Source organism: Pseudomonas sp. MWU13-2100 (assembly GCF_023242365.1).
GTDB lineage: Bacteria > Pseudomonadota > Gammaproteobacteria > Pseudomonadales > Pseudomonadaceae > Aquipseudomonas.
The window spans coordinates 39,410-55,924 of sequence record NZ_JALLIX010000012.1 but is presented as its reverse complement, the minus strand read 5'-3'; the positions used below and the strand labels follow the sequence as shown (position 1 = coordinate 55,924).

Genomic DNA, 16,515 nt, shown 5'->3' with positions numbered 1-16,515 from the left:
CGCCGAGCGCGGCACCCGCCCGGCACCGGAAGCCTACAAGATCGGCCAACGCTGGCTGGTCTACAGCGTGGCCGCGCTCAAGGCCCCCACCGATCCCCAGAGCGGCGGCACCCTGCTGCTGGTCTTCGATCTGCAACGACTGCTCCAACCCTTCGGCACCTGGAACCTGGAGACCGGCGAGCTGCGCCTGACGCAAAGTGTCCTCGGCAGCCCGGAACAGGTGTTGGATCAGCGCGGAACGGCGACAGCGGACGAAAGCGTTGCCTTTGGCACTGGCAACCCCAACTGGGTACTGAAATTCAGCCCTGGCCCCTTGCTCAAACTGTCCTACCCCCTGAGCGCCTACGCCTTGATGGCACTCGCCGCCTTGCTCGCCCTGGGCGGCGCCCTGCTGGGCATCTACCTGCCGCACAAACGCCTGCAGACCCGTATCGACGGCGATGCCCGACAGTTGGAGCAGTTGTTTCGCGAACTCTCCGGCGGCAAAGCCGTCAAAGCCTTCAGCTTGAGTCTGCCGGCCCTCAATGCACTGGCTCAGGAACTGGCGCGCTTTTCCTTGCGCAATGGTCATCCCGAGCCTGCCGGCAGTGATCCAGGCCCTGCGATCCGCAGCGCCCCAGCGCCGATCCAGCCCGTGACGCCAAGTGCCGTCTGGGCCGATCCGCTGTTCCAAGATACCGACATTCTCGATATCGATATTCTCGACGAACACCAGGATTTCCTGGGAACGGAGCCCCCCCACACCATGAACAGCATCGCACCGGCCATCCCGAGCTTCCCTGACAGCATCTTCCGCGCCTACGACATCCGTGGCACGGTCCCGGAGACCCTGAACGGCGAAACCGCCTACTGGATCGGTCGCGCTATCGGCGCGCAGAGCCTGGCCCAGGGCGAACCCAACGTTTCGGTGGGTCGTGACGGGCGCCTGTCCGGACCGGAGCTGGTCCAGCAGCTGATCCAGGGTCTGCACGACAGCGGCTGCCATGTCAGCGATGTCGGCCTGGTGCCGACCCCGGCGCTGTACTACGCCGCCAACGTGCTGGCCGGCAAGTCCGGGGTAATGCTCACCGGCAGCCACAACCCGTCGAACTACAACGGCTTCAAGATCGTCATCGCCGGCGACACCCTGGCCAACGAACAGATCCAGGCCCTGCACACCCGTCTCAAGACCAATGACCTGAGCAGCGGCAAGGGCAGCGTCGAGAAGGTCGACATCCTCACCCCATACTTCGAGCAGATCCGCAACGACATCGTGCTGGCGAAGAAGCTCAAGGTCGTGGTCGACTGCGGCAACGGCGCCGCCGGGGTCATCGCGCCCAAGCTGATCGAAGCCCTGGGCTGCGAAGTGATCTCGCTGTTCGAAGAGGTCGACGGCCACTTCCCCAACCACCACCCGGACCCGGGCAAGCCCGAGAACCTCGTGGACCTGATCGCCAAGGTCAAGGAAAGCCATGCCGACCTGGGCCTGGCCTTCGACGGCGACGGCGACCGCGTGGGCGTGGTGACCAACACCGGCAGCATCGTCTTCCCCGACCGCCTGCTGATGCTGTTCGCCAAGGATGTAGTGGCGCGCAACCCGGGCGCGGACATCATTTTCGACGTCAAGTGCACCCGTCGCCTGACCCCCTTGATCCGCGAATACGGCGGTCGTCCGGTGATGTGGAAAACCGGCCACTCGCTGATCAAGAAAAAGATGAAGGAAAGCGGCGCCCTGCTCGCCGGAGAAATGAGCGGCCATATCTTCTTCAAGGAACGCTGGTTCGGTTTCGACGACGGTATCTACAGCGCCGCGCGCCTGCTGGAGATCCTCAGCCAGGAAAAATCCAGCGCCGAGGAGCTGTTCGCGACCTTCCCGAACGATATTTCCACGCCGGAAATCAATATCAATGTGACCGACGAGGGCAAATTCAGCATCATTGATGCACTGCAACGCGACGCCGACTGGGGCGATGCCAACCTGACCACCATCGACGGTGTACGGGTCGACTATCCCCAGGGCTGGGGCCTGGTCCGCGCCTCCAACACCACGCCGGTGCTGGTCCTGCGCTTCGAGGCCGACAGCGAAGCCGAATTGCAGCGCATCAAGGACGTGTTCCACGCCCAATTGAAACGTGTTGCACCTGACCTCCCACTACCGTTCTGACCTCTGGACGGTGTAAAAGCATAGTCTTTGCACCGTCCGACCACTTGTTCCACCGGAGCCCTGAATGACCCTCGAACGCGATGCCGCTGCCAATACCGCCAAGGTTCTTTCCGAAGCGTTGCCTTACATCCGCCGATACGTCGGCAAGACGCTGGTGATCAAGTACGGCGGCAACGCCATGGAAAGCGAAGAGCTGAAAACCGGTTTTGCCCGCGACATCGTGTTGATGAAAGCGGTGGGGATCAACCCGGTGGTGGTCCACGGCGGTGGCCCGCAGATCGGTGACTTGCTCAAGCGCCTGTCCATCGAGAGCCACTTTATCGACGGCATGCGCGTCACCGACGCGCAGACCATGGACGTGGTGGAAATGGTCCTCGGCGGGCAAGTGAACAAGAGCATCGTCAACCTGATCAACCGTCACGGCGGCAGTGCCATCGGCCTGACCGGCAAGGACGCCGAGTTGATCCGCGCGAAAAAGCTCACCGTGACCCGCCAGACTCCGGAAATGACCCAGCCGGAAATCATCGACATCGGCCAGGTCGGCGAAGTGGTCGGGATCAACACCGATCTGCTGAACCTGCTGGTCAAGGGTGATTTCATCCCGGTGATCGCGCCGATCGGCGTGGGTGCCAATGGCGAGTCCTACAACATCAACGCCGACCTGGTCGCGGGCAAGATCGCCGAGGCCCTCAAGGCCGAGAAGCTGATGCTGCTGACCAACATTGCCGGCCTGATGGACAAGGAAGGCAAGGTCCTCACCGGCCTGAGCACCACCCAGGTCGACGACCTGATCGCCGACGGCACCATCTACGGCGGCATGCTGCCGAAGATTCGTTGTGCGCTGGAAGCGGTACAGGGCGGGGTCGGTAGCTCGCTGATCATCGACGGCCGCGTGCCGAATGCGGTGCTGCTGGAGATTTTCACCGATACCGGCATGGGCACCCTGATCAGTAATCGCAAGCGTCACTGATCAAGCCGAAACACAGACTCGAAAACGCCCCCCTGTAGGAGCTGGCTTGCCGGCTCCCACGGGGGTCGCGTCAGCCGTAGTTGCAAGTCGAGGCAGTCTTCTTTGCAGGCTCGCGTTGACCTTGTGTCAGTGCGTCAACTGCTCCACCCGCGCCCGATCCACGGCAAAGTCCTGCTGCGCCTGGACCCGTGCCGCCTGGTAGCGGGCAATATCCGCCCTCAGCCGCGCCTGTTCATCCCGTAGCCCAGCGAGTTGCCCGAGCAACTGCGGCGACACCTCGTGCCCCGCCCGCTCCTGCCCCGCCGCCTGGCTTTGCAAGCCGGCCTGCTGCGCCAGCAGGGCTTGCAGATTGGTCTGGATGCTCGCAAGCATCGCATCCAACTCAGCCAGCTTTCGAGCCTGAGCCTTATCGACCTCACTGACACTGGAATAACGCTGCAACAGCTGTGCATTGGCGTCGGCCTGGGCTTTCTGCGCCTGTAAGCGCGCCAGTTCCTCGGCCGTCGGCGCCGGCGCAATCGTCTGCACCACCCGTCCCCGCGAGTTCAGCACCTGATAGCCCTTGCCCGCATACTCCGGGGGCACCTGGCGATCGAGCACCGTGACGCCTTTACCGTCGACATAGCGATACAGCAGCATGCCGGATGCGTCCTCGGCCTGGGCGGCAAAGGACGCACAGAGCATCAGGGGCAACCACCGATACCCACGGCGCAAGGGAGGTCAGATCCCGTATTGCGCGCGATAAGCCTCAACCGCAGGCAGATGCTGCTTGAGCTGCTCATCGTCGGCCAGGAACTGCAGGACCTGGGTCAGGGACACAATGCTGACCACCGGGATCGCGAAGTCACGCTCGACTTCCTGGATCGCCGACAGCTCGCCATTGCCGCGTTCCTGACGGTTGAGGGCGATCAGCACGCCGGCAGGCTTGGCGCCCTGGGCCTGGATGATCTGCATCACCTCGCGGATCGCGGTGCCGGCGGTGATTACGTCGTCGATGATCAGCACATCGCCGACCAGCGGCGCGCCGACCAGGCTGCCGCCTTCGCCGTGGGCCTTGGCTTCCTTGCGGTTGAAACACCAGGGCAGATCACGCCCATGATGCTCGGCCAGGGCCACGGCGGTGGCCGCCGCCAGGGGAATGCCCTTGTAGGCCGGACCAAACAGCACGTCGAACGAAATGCCGCTCTCGACGATCGCCGACGCATAGAAACGCCCCAGCTGGGCCAGGGCCGAACCGCTGTTGAACAGGCCGGCATTGAAGAAGTAAGGGCTGGTCCGCCCGGACTTCAGAGTGAACTCACCGAAGCGCAAAACCCCGCGATCGATGGCGAAACGAATGAAATCGCGTTGATACGCCTGCATGAAAAAAGCCCCAAATACCACGGATTTAGCTAATTAGGTAGACCTTGGGGTATCATACACGCACGTGATTTTTGGGGCCATTTATGCGGATCATCAGTGTGAACGTCAATGGTATTCAGGCCGCAGTCGAGCGTGGTTTGCTCAGTTGGCTGCAAGCTCAGAATGCCGACGTCATCTGCCTGCAGGACACCCGCGCCTCCGCCTTTGAACTGGACGACCCAGCCTTCCAACTGGATGGCTACTTCCTTTATGCCTGCGATGCCGAAGTCCCCGCCCAGGGTGGCGTGGCTCTGTATTCGCGGTTGCAACCGAAGGCTGTCATCAGCGGTCTCGGTTTCGAGACGGCAGACCGCTACGGGCGCTACCTGCAAGCCGATTTCGATAAGGTCAGCATCGCGACCTTGCTGCTTCCCTCGGGGCAGAACGGCGATGAAGACTTGAACCAGAAGTTCAAGCTTATGGACGACTTCGCTCGCTACCTGGATAAACAGCGGCGCAAACGTCGTGAATACATCTACTGTGGCTCGCTGTACGTCGCGCAACAGAAGCTGGACATCAAGAACTGGCGCGACAGCCAGCAATCCCCGGGCTTCCTGGCGCCGGAACGGGCCTGGATGGATGAGATTGTCGGCAACATGGGTTATGTCGATGCCCTGCGCGAAGTCAGCCGCGAAGGCGACCAGTACAGCTGGTGGCCGGATAACGAACAGGCCGAGATGCTCAACCTCGGCTGGCGTTTCGACTATCAGTTGCTGACCCCGGGCCTGCGCCGTTTCGTCCGCAGTGCACGCCTGCCGCGCCAGCCGCGCTTCTCGCAGCACGCGCCGCTGATCGTCGACTACGACTGGACGCTGACCATCTAAGCGTCTTTTCGCAGTGACAAAAAAGCCGACGCCAAGTCGGCTTTTTTGCGTGCCAGCGCCTGACGCAGCGCTGCCCGGGGCTACTTGATCGGGCGCCAGGTGAAGGGATAGCGGTACGCCACGCCCTCATTGGCCTTGACCCCGGCAATGATGGTCAACACCACCGCCGCGATCACCAGCAGACCGAACAGCGGGATGCCGATCAGGACGAACATCAGCGGGATACAGACCATCGCCGCCACCGCCACGGTGATCTGGAAGTTCAGCGCTTCCTTGCCCTGGGCGTCGATGAACGGGTCCTGCTCGCGCTTCATCTGCCAAAGAATCAGCGGGCCGATCAGACTACCGAACGGAAACCAGTAGCCGAGAAACGCCGACAAATGACAGAACATCGCCCACTGCCTGACTTCCTGGCTCGGAGTGGTTACGGGTAACTGATCGTCATTCATCACGCGCTCCTTATGCTGAAAACGGTTCGGTTGCTCAGTCGGCCAAGGCGGCTTTCTGCAATTCGAAAATGTCGTTCATGCCTTTCTGCGCCAGCGCCAGCATCGCGTTCAGGTCTTCTGGCTGGAACGGCGCGCCTTCGGCCGTGCCCTGGACTTCAATGAAACCGCCCGTGCTGGTCATGACCACGTTCAGGTCGGTCTCGGCCGCCGAGTCTTCCAGGTAATCGAGGTCGAGCACCGGCTCGCCCTGGTACATACCCACCGACACCGCAGCGATCATCTGCTTGAGCGGGCTACCGCCCTTCAAGCCGCCACGCTTCTTGATCACCGCCAAGGCGTCGACCAGTGCAACCATGGCACCGGTGATGGACGCGGTGCGGGTGCCACCGTCGGCCTGGATCACATCGCAGTCGACATACAGGGTCACATCACCCAGCTTGGACATGTCCAGCGCGGCGCGCAGCGAACGGCCGATCAGGCGCTGGATCTCCAGGGTCCGGCCGCCTTGCTTGCCACGGCTGGCCTCACGCTGGTTACGCTCGCCGGTGGCACGCGGCAGCATGCCGTACTCGGCGGTCAGCCAACCCTGGCCCTGGCCCTTGAGGAAACGCGGCACACCGTTCTCGACACTGACCGTGCAAATCACTTTGGTATCACCGAACTCGACCAGTACGGATCCCTCGGCGTGTTTGGTGTAGTTGCGGGTGATGCGGATCGAGCGAAGCTGATCGGCGGCGCGACCACTTGGACGTTTCATTGGGAATACCTGTACGAGGACGGAAATCTACCCGGCATTATAGAGGTCATGACTCGCTCTGGGCACGTCTAAAAAGGTTACAGCCGCACCAAAGGCTCTGAAGCACAAAACGCGGACTTGAAATGTGGGAGCGGAGCTTGCCCGCGAAGAACGATAACGCTGTGTATCTGAATAACCGCGGCGCCCCCCCCCTTCGCGGGCAAGCTCCGCTCCCACAAGGTTTGGGGACTGCGACCGCACTGCGCTACAATCCTGCGCCTTTGCTGCCTGTCGGCTTTAATTCATTCATCGGTCCGCCCCGCCCACGCGGCGGCGAACCAGAATCGCGAGGTACTTCCATGGTCCACAGCATGACCGCCTTCGCCCGCGTCGAAAGCGCCGTCAGCCAGGGCACCCTGAGCTGGGAGCTGCGCTCGGTCAACAGCCGCTACCTGGAACCCCACCTGCGCTTGCCGGAATCCTTCCGTGACCTCGAGGGCGCGGTTCGCGAGGCCCTGCGCCAGGGCCTGTCCCGGGGCAAGCTGGAATGCACCCTGCGCTTCACCGAGGAAACCACTGGCAAGGCCCTGCAGATCGACCGCGAGCGCGCCACGCAGTTGATCGCCGCCGCTGAGACCGTCGCCAGCCTGATCAAGCAGCCCGCCGCGCTGAACCCGCTGGAGGTCCTCGCCTGGCCCGGCGTGCTGGTGGCCGACGCCAGCGACCCGCAGGCCCTGAACAACGAGGCATTGACCCTGTTCAACCTGGGCCTCAAGGAACTCAAGAACGGCCGCCAGCGCGAAGGCGCGGAACTGGCCCGCTTGATCGTCGAGCGCCTGGACGCCATCGAAGGCGATGTCGCGACCCTGCGCGAACAGGTGCCGCAGATGCTCGCCAGCCAGCGCCAGAAAGTCCTCGACCGCTTCGCCGACATGAAAGCCGAGCTGGATCCGACCCGCCTGGAGCAGGAAATGGTCCTGCTGGCGCAGAAAAGCGACGTGGCCGAAGAACTCGACCGCCTCGCCACCCATATCATCGAAGTCCGCCGGGTGCTCAAGTCCGGCGGCGCGGCCGGCCGACGCCTGGACTTCCTGATGCAGGAACTCAATCGCGAAGCCAACACCCTCGGTTCCAAGGCCTTCGACCCGCGCAGCACCCAGGCGGCGGTCAATCTCAAGGTGTTGATCGAGCAAATGCGCGAACAAGTACAGAACATCGAGTAAGGCTAACCCGACATGACCCACAGCACTGGCACCCTCTACATCATTTCCGCACCGTCGGGCGCAGGCAAGACCAGCCTGGTCAAGGCCCTGATCGATGCCGAACCGCAGATCCGCGTCTCGGTCTCGCACACCACCCGCGCCATGCGCCCGGGCGAAGCCAACGGCGTGAACTACCACTTCGTCGAGCGCGCCGAGTTCGTGCGGATGGTCGAGCACGGGGATTTCCTCGAGCAGGCCGAAGTCTTCGGCAACCTCTATGGCACCTCCCAGAGCCACCTGCAGCAGACCCTGGACGAAGGCCATGACCTGATCCTGGAAATCGACTGGCAGGGCGCCGAACAAGTGCGCCGGCAAATGCCCGCGGCCCGCTCGATCTTTATCCTGCCGCCGAGCCAGCAGGCCCTGCGTCAGCGCCTGACCAACCGCGGCCAGGACAGCGACGCGATCATCGAAGGACGGATGCGCGAAGCGGTCAGTGAAATGAGCCACTACGTCGAATACGATTTCCTGATCATCAACGACGATTTTGCCCACGCACTGGACGATCTGAAGGCGATTTTCCGCGCCAATCGCCTGCGACAGGGCCCCCAACAGCAACATTTCACTCAGCTATTGAGTGAATTGCTGGCATAAGCAACACTTCCCAAAAGCGCCGCGAGGGCTTTACATTGGTACTCGTAGCGCGTCGGCGAAGCAGCCGGAAAAATCAGCGCTTCCCTAAACGCTGGTGATTTTTTAAACTGTTCAGTCCGCTCGCCCATCCGGGTAGCGTGATTACCGCATTTGCTACGAGGAACACCATGGCCCGCGTAACCGTTGAAGACTGCCTAGAACATGTGGCTAACCGTTTTGAGCTGGTCATGCTCTCCACCAAGCGCGCTCGTCAACTGGCGACCGGCGGCAAAGAGCCGAAGCTGGCGTGGGAAAATGACAAACCAACCGTAATGGCGCTGCGGGAAATCGCCGAAGGCTACGTGACGGACGCGTTCATCGCTGAACAGGATATCGTCCATGAAGACCCAGTCTTCGCGGCCTTCGAGGACGAGTCCAACGAGGCCGTCTAAGCCTATGCCTGGTCGACGGAGCACGGCGCAGGGTACAAAGCTTCGGTCGGGGGAAACCTCATGCCGAGCATAGACGCCCTCGCCGATCGCTTATCGACCTACCTCGGCGCCGACCAGGTCAACCTGGTCCGTCGGGCGTACTTCTACGCCGAACAAGCCCATGACGGTCAACGCCGTCGCAGCGGCGAAGCCTACGTCACGCATCCGCTGGCGGTGGCCAACATTCTTGCCGACATGCACATGGACCATCAGAGCCTGATGGCCGCCATGCTCCATGACGTGATCGAAGACACCGGGATCGCCAAGGAAGCGCTGCAAGCGCAGTTCGGTGAAACCGTGGCCGAACTGGTCGACGGGGTCAGCAAACTGACCCAGATGAATTTCGAGACCAAGGCCGAAGCCCAGGCGGAAAACTTCCAGAAGATGGCCATGGCCATGGCCCGCGATATTCGCGTGATCCTGGTCAAGCTCGCCGACCGCCTGCACAACATGCGCACCCTTGAAGTGCTGTCCGGCGAAAAGCGCCGGCGCATCGCCAAGGAAACCCTCGAAATCTATGCGCCCATCGCCAACCGTCTGGGCATGCATGCGATCCGCATCGAATTCGAAGACCTCGGCTTCAAGGCCATGCACCCGATGCGTTCCGCGCGGATCTACCAGGCGGTCAAGCGCGCCCGGGGCAACCGCAAGGAAATCGTCAACAAGATCGAAGAGTCCCTGAGCCACTGCCTGGCCGTCGACGAAATCCAGGGCGAGGTCAGCGGACGCCAGAAGCACCTGTACGGCATCTACACCAAGATGCGCGGCAAGCGCCGAGCCTTCAACGAGATCATGGACGTCTACGCATTCCGGATCATCGTCGATAAGGTCGACACCTGCTATCGGGTCCTCGGTGCCGTGCATAATTTGTACAAGCCCCTGCCCGGCCGCTTCAAGGACTACATCGCGATTCCCAAGGCCAACGGCTATCAGTCACTGCATACCACGCTGTTCGGCATGCACGGCGTGCCGATCGAGATCCAGATTCGCACCCGCGAAATGGAAGAGATGGCCAACAACGGCATCGCCGCCCACTGGCTGTACAAGTCCAGCGGCGACGAGCAGCCCAAGGGCACCCATGCCCGGGCCCGCCAGTGGGTCAAGGGCGTGCTGGAAATGCAGCAACGCGCCGGCAACTCCCTGGAGTTCATCGAAAGCGTGAAGATCGACCTGTTCCCGGACGAGGTCTACGTGTTCACGCCCAAGGGCCGGATCATGGAGCTGCCCAAAGGCTCCACGGCGGTGGACTTTGCCTACGCGGTGCACACCGACGTCGGCAACAGCTGCATTGCCTGTCGGATCAATCGCCGTCTCGCACCTCTGTCCGAACCGCTGCAAAGCGGCTCCACGGTCGAGATCGTCAGCGCCCCGGGTGCGCGCCCGAACCCGGCCTGGCTCAACTTCGTGGTCACCGGCAAGGCCCGCACGCATATCCGCCACGCACTGAAACTGCAGCGTCGCTCCGAATCCATCAGCCTGGGCGAACGCCTGCTGAACAAGGTACTCAACGGTTTCGACAGCGCCCTGGACAAGATCCCGGCCGAGCGCGTGCAGGCCATGCTCCACGAGTACCGCCTGGAACTGATCGAAGACCTGCTGGAAGACATCGGCCTGGGCAATCGCATGGCCTATGTGGTCGCCCGCCGCCTGCTCGGCGAAGGCGAACAACTGCCCAGCCCCGAAGGCCCGCTGGCGATCCGCGGCACCGAAGGCCTGGTGCTCAGCTACGCCAAGTGCTGCACGCCGATCCCGGGCGACCCGATTGTCGGTCACCTGTCCGCCGGCAAAGGCATGGTGGTACACCTGGACAACTGCCGCAATATCAGCGAAATCCGCCACAACCCGGAAAAATGCATCCAGCTCTCCTGGGCCAAGGATGTCACCGGCGAATTCAACGTCGAACTGCGCGTCGAGCTGGAACACCAGCGCGGCCTGATCGCCCTGCTGGCCAGCAGCGTCAATGCCGCCGACGGCAATATCGAGAAAATCAGCATGGACGAACGCGATGGTCGCATCAGCGTGGTCCAACTGGTGGTCAGCGTGCATGACCGCGTGCACCTGGCCCGCGTAATCAAGAAACTGCGCGCCCTGACCGGCGTGATCCGCATCACTCGCATGCGCGCATAGCTCAATAGCCCGTCTACGTAGCCGCCCATTACAAGGAACCCCTTCATGAGCAAGACCGTTATCAGCAGCGACAAAGCCCCAGCCGCCATCGGCACCTACTCCCAGGCGATCAAGGCCGGCAACACCGTCTACATGTCCGGCCAGATTCCCCTGGACCCGAAAACCATGGAACTGGTGGAAGGCTTCGAAGCCCAGACCGTACAGGTCTTCGAAAACCTCAAGGCCGTGGCCGAAGCCGCTGGCGGTTCGTTCAAGGACATCGTCAAACTGAACATCTTCCTCACCGACCTGAGCCACTTCGCCAAGGTCAACGAGATCATGGGCAAGTACTTCCAGCAGCCTTACCCGGCCCGTGCCGCCATCGGTGTTGCCGCCCTGCCGCGCGGCTCGCAGGTCGAGATGGACGCGATCCTGGTCCTCGAGTAACCGCCAGCCACGCCGCCCTCGAACAACCCCGCACTGCCTGGTGCAGCCTTGTCGCTGCACCAGCTTCGTCTGCAAAGGATTCCACCATGCGCAAAGCGCTTGCCTTCTCGGTGTTTGCCCTCCTGCTCGGCGGTTGCGCCAGCGACCCCGCCAAATACGACATCAGCGGCACCTGGATCAACCAGGCCGCCATCGATGCCGCCGTTAAAAAGGGCAGCTTGCGCGAAGCCCTGGAAACCTACGGACCGAACCTGGAGTGGAGCATCGATACCCGTAACGGCCAGGCCCGCTACAGCAACGGTTTCGAACGCCCCGAGGGCCATGTGCGCGCGGACGGCAAGCAGTGGCATGTCGATTTCTATGGCAGCGCCGGGACTTCGCTGGCGCGTGATGGCAAGGAACTGACCCAGGGCGCCAGCGACTCGGAGCCGGAACAGCCGTTCGTGCGCGCCGAAACCGAACTGCCGGCCAATGCGCCGGTGGGCGCCAGCTTCGAGCAAGCCTTGTACTCGGCCTACATGGGTGGCGACTGGAAGATCAGCAGCGGCCCGGGCGAAGGCGGCCAGGTGAAATTCCTGCCGGACGGGCGCCTGGAAGGCCTGCCCGGTGCCGATCGCTACGCACTGTGCCTGGCTGGCGATTGCGCCTCCATGAGCGGTGAGAACGACAGCATCTGGTTGCAGCAAGGCAGCAAGGGCGCCGCCTGGATCTTCGTGCGCAAGGACAAGCAGCTGGAAATTTTCCAGGCGCTGAACTCGGCCCAGCCTGATGAACAGCCGCAGCTCAACCCCGGTCCGCGCCAGTGGTTGCTGAAGAAGTAAGGGAAGCCCACGAGCTTCGCAGAGCTCCCCCCTGTGGCGAGCGGGCTTGCCCGCGCTGGGCCGCGAAGCGGCCCTAAACCCGGCCAATACGGTGCATCAGGTAGACCGAGGTGGCTGGTTTTGCGACTGCTGCGCAGTCGAGAGCGGCGGTGCGGCGTCCCGACAAGCCCGCTCGCCACAGGGGGTGAGGCCTCCATGAGCGTTTATCAGCGCCCTTCTAGAATCGCCGCATAGCCCTCGCGGAAACTCGAATAACGCGGTGCCCAGCCCAGAGCCCGCGCCCGGGCATTGCTGCAGCGCTTGCTTCCGGTACGGCGAATGCTCGCGTCCTCGGCCCACTCGGTCACCTCCAGGTACTCGCGCAACCAGCCCACCACCTCGGCCAATGGCGCCGGCGCATCATCGACACCGATGTAGCAATCCTCCAGCACCTTCCCGGCACGATCAGCCTCCAGCAGAAACGCCAGCAGGCCGGCCGCATCGTCGGCATGAATCCGATTGCCATACAGAGGCGGCTCCACCGCCACCCGATAACCACGCCGGACCTGAGTCAACAACCACTCGCGACCCGGCCCATAGATACCCGTCAGGCGTACCCGGGTCGCCGGGATGCCGCTGTCCAGCGCCACCTGCTCGGCCTCCAGCATCAAGCGCCCGGAATAGCCCTCGGCATCGGTCGGCGAAGCCTCGTCGACCCACTCGCCCGCCTGCTGCACGTACACACTGCTGCTGGAGACGAACAGCAGACGCCGCGGCTGCTGGCCTGATTGCCTGAGCCAGCTCAATACATGCCGCAAACCATCGACGTAGGCTGCGCGATAACCGGGCTCGTCGTGCTCGGTCGCCGCAGCGCAATACACCAGGTAATCCTGCGGGCCGCTCGGCCAGGTGGCAGGGCGCTGCTCGGCGAACAGATCGCCCGCGACTCCGACGACACCCTCAGGCAAATGCGTGATCGAGCGACGCAGACCGTGGACTAGCCAGCCCTGGGCGAGCAATTGCGTCGCCAGGCGACTACCGATATCGCCGCAGCCGGCAATCAGAACAGAAGGAGCAGACATCACGGATCTCCAGGGGAAAAACAACAAACCGGCGCTGGAAATTGACCAGCGGTTAGCAATGGAAGAAAAAAAGAGAAGCTATTACTTTTGTTAACAAGAAGTATTTGCAATAATGCACAACCCAATGTTCTCGGCCCACGAGGCCTGAAAGGACAAGACCCTCTTCATATCTTCTCTCAGGTCCGGCCAGCATGACACGCAATAAACGCCTCGTTTCGTCACCCCAGTCCCACAGCTCATCGCGCGCCTGGCGCTCGACAGCGGCCTTGCTGCTCAGCCTGGTGCTGGCGCCGACCGTGACATTCGCCGACGAAGCAGCAGCGCAGGCCCCAGCGGCAGCCGTCGCTCCAGCCCCGGCTGATCATGCCGCACCCGTCGCCGCGCCAACCGCCGCGGCTCCGCCCCTGGCCGAGAATGCCACAACGGCCGACGCCACCGATGCCAGCGCACTACCGGCCGAAGATAACAGCCTGGGCATGGCCCACGACCTGTCGCCCTGGGGCATGTACAAAAACGCCGACATCGTCGTCAAGATCGTGATGATCGGCCTGGCCATCGCCTCGATCATCACCTGGACCATCTGGATTGCCAAAGGCTTCGAACTGCTCGGTGCCAAGCGTCGCCTGCGCCGTGAGATGCTCGCCCTGAAAAAGGCCCGCACCCTCAAGGAAGCCAGCGACACCGCCAACCAGCAGGGCAACCTCGCCCACCTGCTGGTACATGACGCCCTGGAAGAAATGCACCTGTCGGTCAACAGCCGCGAGAAAGAAGGCATCAAGGAGCGCGTCAGCTTCCGCCTTGAGCGCCTGGTCGCCGCCTGCGGTCGCAACATGAGCAGCGGCACCGGCGTGCTCGCCACCATCGGCTCCACCGCGCCCTTCGTCGGCCTGTTCGGTACCGTGTGGGGCATCATGAACAGCTTTATCGGCATCGCCAAGACTCAGACCACCAACCTTGCCGTGGTCGCCCCGGGCATCGCCGAAGCCCTACTGGCCACCGCCCTGGGCCTGGTCGCGGCGATTCCGGCCGTGGTGATCTACAACGTCTTCGCCCGCTCCATTGCTGGCTACAGGGCCCAGGTAGCCGACGCATCGGCCCAGGTCCTGCTGCTGGTCAGCCGTGATCTCGACCACCTGCCGCCCGAGCGCTCGACGCAAACGCCGCATATGGTGAAAGTGGGGTAATCAGCCATGGGCCTGCATCTGAACGACAGCGGCGACGATCTCGCCGAAAACCACGAAATCAACGTCACACCGTTTATCGACGTGATGCTGGTACTGCTGATCATCTTCATGGTCGCCGCGCCCCTGGCCACCGTGGACATCAAGGTCGACCTGCCCGCCTCCAGCGCCAAGCCGGCACCGCGCCCGGAAAAGCCGGTGTTCCTCAGCGTCAAGGCCGACCAGCGTCTGTTCCTCGGTGAAGACGAAGTCAAGGCCGAGGCCCTGGGCCCGAGCCTGGACGCCCTGACCCACGGCAAGAAGGACACGACCATTTTCTTCCAGGCCGATAAAGGCGTGGATTATGGCGACCTGATGCGCGTGATGGATGCCCTGCGCGCCGCCGGTTACCTGAAGGTCGGCCTGGTCGGACTCGAGACGGCAGCCAAGAAATGACCAATACGCGCCAAAAGCTGACGCGTTACGGCGCCAGCCTGGGCCTGGTGCTGGGCATTCATGCGCTGGCGATCGTCGCCACGCTGAACTGGTCGGTGTCCAAGCCCATCGAGCTGCCGCCACAGGCGATGATGATCGAACTGGCGCCATTGCCCCCCGCCCCACCGCCGCCGGCACCGCCCAAGGTGATCATCCCGCCACAACCGCCCGCGCCACTGGAAGAGTTACCGCTGCCGAAGCTGGCCGAAGCGCCGAAGCCGACGATCTCGGTGCCCAAGCCGGTCAAGCCGAAACCCAAGCCGCAGCCGCCCAAGCCCCAGGTGAAGCCGGAGCCGGTGAAGGAAAAGCCGACGGAGGAAAAACCTGCCGATACGCCGCCGACCAACACGCCGCCGGAAAAATCCGCGGCCCCGGCGCCCGGCCCCTCGCCCCAGCAGGTAGCGGCAAAGGCCAGCTGGGAAGGCACCTTGCTGGCCCACCTGGGCAAGTACAAGAAGTACCCGCCGGCTGCGCAGTCACGGGGCAAGGAAGGTCTGAACCGCCTGCGCTTCGTGGTCGATGCCGAAGGCAAGGTGCTTTCCTATGAGCTGGTGGGCCGCTCGGGCAACGCCGATCTGGACCGCGCCACCCTGGAAATGATCCGCCGCGCCCAACCGCTGCCCAAGCCACCGGCCGAAATGCTGAGCAACGGCAGCATCGAGATTGTCGCGCCGTTCGTGTACTCCATCGACAGGCGCAACCGCTAAGCGCCTGTAAACCGGCGGGAACCGCACAACAGGAGGCCTGTGTGGCAGCGGGGGTGTTGTGTGATGAGAACAGGATTGCTTGTGCTTTTATGGGAACGGGCGGGATCTCCTACAGGGCGATACGTGAGTCAGGGCCGTAGTCGCCAACCCAGTACATCCATCAGGTCGCAGCCATCGCGAAGCACCATCGCGGGAACCTGGAGAATGTGTTGGAAGTCGATGTCGTTGGCGTTGTGCAGTTCGATGCGAGACAGGGCTTCGAGCATTTGCGTCGCCGCGAGGAAGCGGGCGGCGGCGTTGGCATGGAGCACGTCGGTCGGGCTTTCGGCATCGATCAACAGGCTGGGGATCAGGCAGTCGATGGCGGTGAGGGGTATGTATTTAGTCATGGGTAAAGCCTCAGTCTATTGGTTAGAAACCGCCCGATTCGTCGCCAAACGAAACGGGTGGCAGCTGTACGCAGGTTGGCGAACCGGAATAGACCAAGCCGGCAGACCCGAAGGTCTCCCGCGCACAGCTGCCATATAGAAGCAGCTTTGCGGGTACGAACGCACCTGCAAACAAGCACAGAGCTTTCGCACAGTCTAAAAACCGAGTCGCCAAACCCGTATCGCCAATAAGGGCGACCGGCGGACTATAAGCTGTGACCTTGCGAGGAAGCAAGGCGGGGAATTGTTACTGATTATTCTTGTTTCGTAGGGAGGGCTGAAGACAGCACCTCTTCAGGCAGGTAGTTGGGGACCACCCACGACAGGGATAACTCGATTAAAGAAAACATCGCGCCGAACACAGTAAATGAGTTTTGCCGTGCCAAGCCCTCAGCCAAGGCATTTACTTGAAATGCCTTGGCTGAGGAATAGTCGTCCATC

Annotated in this window: 19 protein-coding genes; 12 read left to right on the top strand and 7 right to left on the bottom strand. The window is 62.6% G+C overall.

Features of this window, described 5'->3' with window-relative positions:
* Positions 1 to 745 precede the first annotated feature (745 nt).
* Together M5B99_RS10835 and argB are read left to right on the top strand one after the other, a co-directional pair.
* Positions 746 to 2,143 (top strand): phosphomannomutase/phosphoglucomutase, encoded by a 1,398-nt coding sequence (locus M5B99_RS10835; RefSeq protein ID WP_248804087.1) that lies wholly within the window; start codon positions 746 to 748, stop codon positions 2,141 to 2,143.
* Positions 2,144 to 2,207: 64 nt separating this feature from the next.
* The gene (gene argB / locus M5B99_RS10830; protein WP_177094030.1) at positions 2,208 to 3,113 is read left to right on the top strand and encodes an acetylglutamate kinase; all 906 of its coding nucleotides are present in this window, start codon (positions 2,208 to 2,210) and stop codon (positions 3,111 to 3,113) included.
* A gap of 126 nt (positions 3,114 to 3,239) precedes the next feature.
* Here argB and M5B99_RS10825 read toward each other — a convergent pair whose 3' ends face one another.
* Together M5B99_RS10825 and pyrE are read right to left on the bottom strand one after the other, a co-directional pair.
* Positions 3,240 to 3,797, bottom strand: coding sequence for a DUF4124 domain-containing protein (locus M5B99_RS10825; RefSeq protein WP_248804015.1), 558 nt, complete (start codon positions 3,795 to 3,797; stop codon positions 3,240 to 3,242).
* Between the two features lie 36 nt (positions 3,798 to 3,833).
* Positions 3,834 to 4,475: an orotate phosphoribosyltransferase gene (gene pyrE, locus M5B99_RS10820; protein ID WP_248804014.1), complete on the bottom strand. Its 642-nt coding sequence runs from the start codon at positions 4,473 to 4,475 to the stop codon at positions 3,834 to 3,836.
* Positions 4,476 to 4,558: 83 nt separating this feature from the next.
* On the opposite strand from pyrE, the gene M5B99_RS10815 reads away from it, so the two are divergent.
* A complete protein-coding gene (locus tag M5B99_RS10815; protein WP_003176915.1) occupies positions 4,559 to 5,338 on the top strand; it encodes an exodeoxyribonuclease III in 780 nt (259 codons plus the stop codon).
* 80 nt (positions 5,339 to 5,418) lie between these two features.
* Here M5B99_RS10815 and M5B99_RS10810 read toward each other — a convergent pair whose 3' ends face one another.
* Both M5B99_RS10810 and rph read right to left on the bottom strand, forming a co-directional pair.
* Entirely contained in the window at positions 5,419 to 5,787 is a 369-nt protein-coding gene (locus M5B99_RS10810) for a DUF4870 domain-containing protein (RefSeq protein ID WP_248804013.1), read from the bottom strand.
* Positions 5,788 to 5,821: 34 nt separating this feature from the next.
* Positions 5,822 to 6,544, bottom strand: a complete 723-nt coding sequence (rph, locus tag M5B99_RS10805; protein WP_248804012.1) for a ribonuclease PH — start codon at positions 6,542 to 6,544, stop codon at positions 5,822 to 5,824.
* 338 nt (positions 6,545 to 6,882) lie between these two features.
* Here rph and M5B99_RS10800 point away from each other — a divergent pair, with 338 nt between their 5' ends.
* From M5B99_RS10800 to M5B99_RS10775, 6 genes are all read left to right on the top strand, one after another.
* Positions 6,883 to 7,746 (top strand): YicC/YloC family endoribonuclease, encoded by an 864-nt coding sequence (locus M5B99_RS10800; RefSeq protein ID WP_248804011.1) that lies wholly within the window; start codon positions 6,883 to 6,885, stop codon positions 7,744 to 7,746.
* Positions 7,747 to 7,758: 12 nt separating this feature from the next.
* On the top strand, positions 7,759 to 8,379 hold the full coding sequence (gene gmk / locus M5B99_RS10795) for a guanylate kinase (protein WP_248804010.1): 621 nt from the start codon (positions 7,759 to 7,761) through the stop codon (positions 8,377 to 8,379).
* A 167-nt stretch (positions 8,380 to 8,546) separates the two neighbouring features.
* Positions 8,547 to 8,810, top strand: a complete 264-nt coding sequence (gene rpoZ / locus M5B99_RS10790; protein WP_103499221.1) for a DNA-directed RNA polymerase subunit omega — start codon at positions 8,547 to 8,549, stop codon at positions 8,808 to 8,810.
* 60 nt (positions 8,811 to 8,870) lie between these two features.
* Positions 8,871 to 10,976, top strand: coding sequence for a bifunctional GTP diphosphokinase/guanosine-3',5'-bis pyrophosphate 3'-pyrophosphohydrolase (gene spoT / locus M5B99_RS10785; RefSeq protein ID WP_248804009.1), 2,106 nt, complete (start codon positions 8,871 to 8,873; stop codon positions 10,974 to 10,976).
* Positions 10,977 to 11,021: 45 nt separating this feature from the next.
* A complete protein-coding gene (locus tag M5B99_RS10780; protein WP_040071713.1) occupies positions 11,022 to 11,402 on the top strand; it encodes a RidA family protein in 381 nt (126 codons plus the stop codon).
* An 86-nt stretch (positions 11,403 to 11,488) separates the two neighbouring features.
* Positions 11,489 to 12,223 (top strand): hypothetical protein, encoded by a 735-nt coding sequence (locus M5B99_RS10775; protein WP_248804008.1) that lies wholly within the window; start codon positions 11,489 to 11,491, stop codon positions 12,221 to 12,223.
* Between the two features lie 206 nt (positions 12,224 to 12,429).
* Here M5B99_RS10775 and M5B99_RS10770 read toward each other — a convergent pair whose 3' ends face one another.
* The gene (locus tag M5B99_RS10770) at positions 12,430 to 13,284 is read right to left on the bottom strand and encodes an SDR family oxidoreductase (RefSeq protein ID WP_248804007.1); all 855 of its coding nucleotides are present in this window, start codon (positions 13,282 to 13,284) and stop codon (positions 12,430 to 12,432) included.
* A gap of 191 nt (positions 13,285 to 13,475) precedes the next feature.
* On the opposite strand from M5B99_RS10770, the gene exbB reads away from it, so the two are divergent.
* Genes exbB through M5B99_RS10755 form a run of 3 tightly spaced genes read left to right on the top strand, consistent with a single transcriptional unit; the run spans position 13,476 to position 15,646 of the window.
* Complete coding sequence (gene exbB / locus M5B99_RS10765; RefSeq protein WP_248804006.1) at positions 13,476 to 14,468, top strand: tonB-system energizer ExbB; 993 nt, start codon at positions 13,476 to 13,478, stop codon at positions 14,466 to 14,468.
* Positions 14,469 to 14,474: 6 nt separating this feature from the next.
* Entirely contained in the window at positions 14,475 to 14,900 is a 426-nt protein-coding gene (exbD, locus tag M5B99_RS10760; RefSeq protein WP_248804005.1) for a TonB system transport protein ExbD, read from the top strand.
* Positions 14,897 to 15,646, top strand: coding sequence for a TonB family protein (locus M5B99_RS10755; RefSeq protein WP_248804004.1), 750 nt, complete (start codon positions 14,897 to 14,899; stop codon positions 15,644 to 15,646). Before exbD ends, M5B99_RS10755 begins: the two co-directional genes overlap by 4 nt.
* Before the next feature lie 128 nt (positions 15,647 to 15,774).
* On the opposite strand, the gene M5B99_RS10750 is transcribed toward M5B99_RS10755, so the two are convergent.
* Together M5B99_RS10750 and M5B99_RS10745 are read right to left on the bottom strand one after the other, a co-directional pair.
* Entirely contained in the window at positions 15,775 to 16,035 is a 261-nt protein-coding gene (locus tag M5B99_RS10750) for a short-chain dehydrogenase (RefSeq protein ID WP_248804003.1), read from the bottom strand.
* Between the two features lie 293 nt (positions 16,036 to 16,328).
* Entirely contained in the window at positions 16,329 to 16,514 is a 186-nt protein-coding gene (locus M5B99_RS10745) for a hypothetical protein (RefSeq protein WP_248804002.1), read from the bottom strand.
* Position 16,515 lies beyond the last annotated feature (1 nt).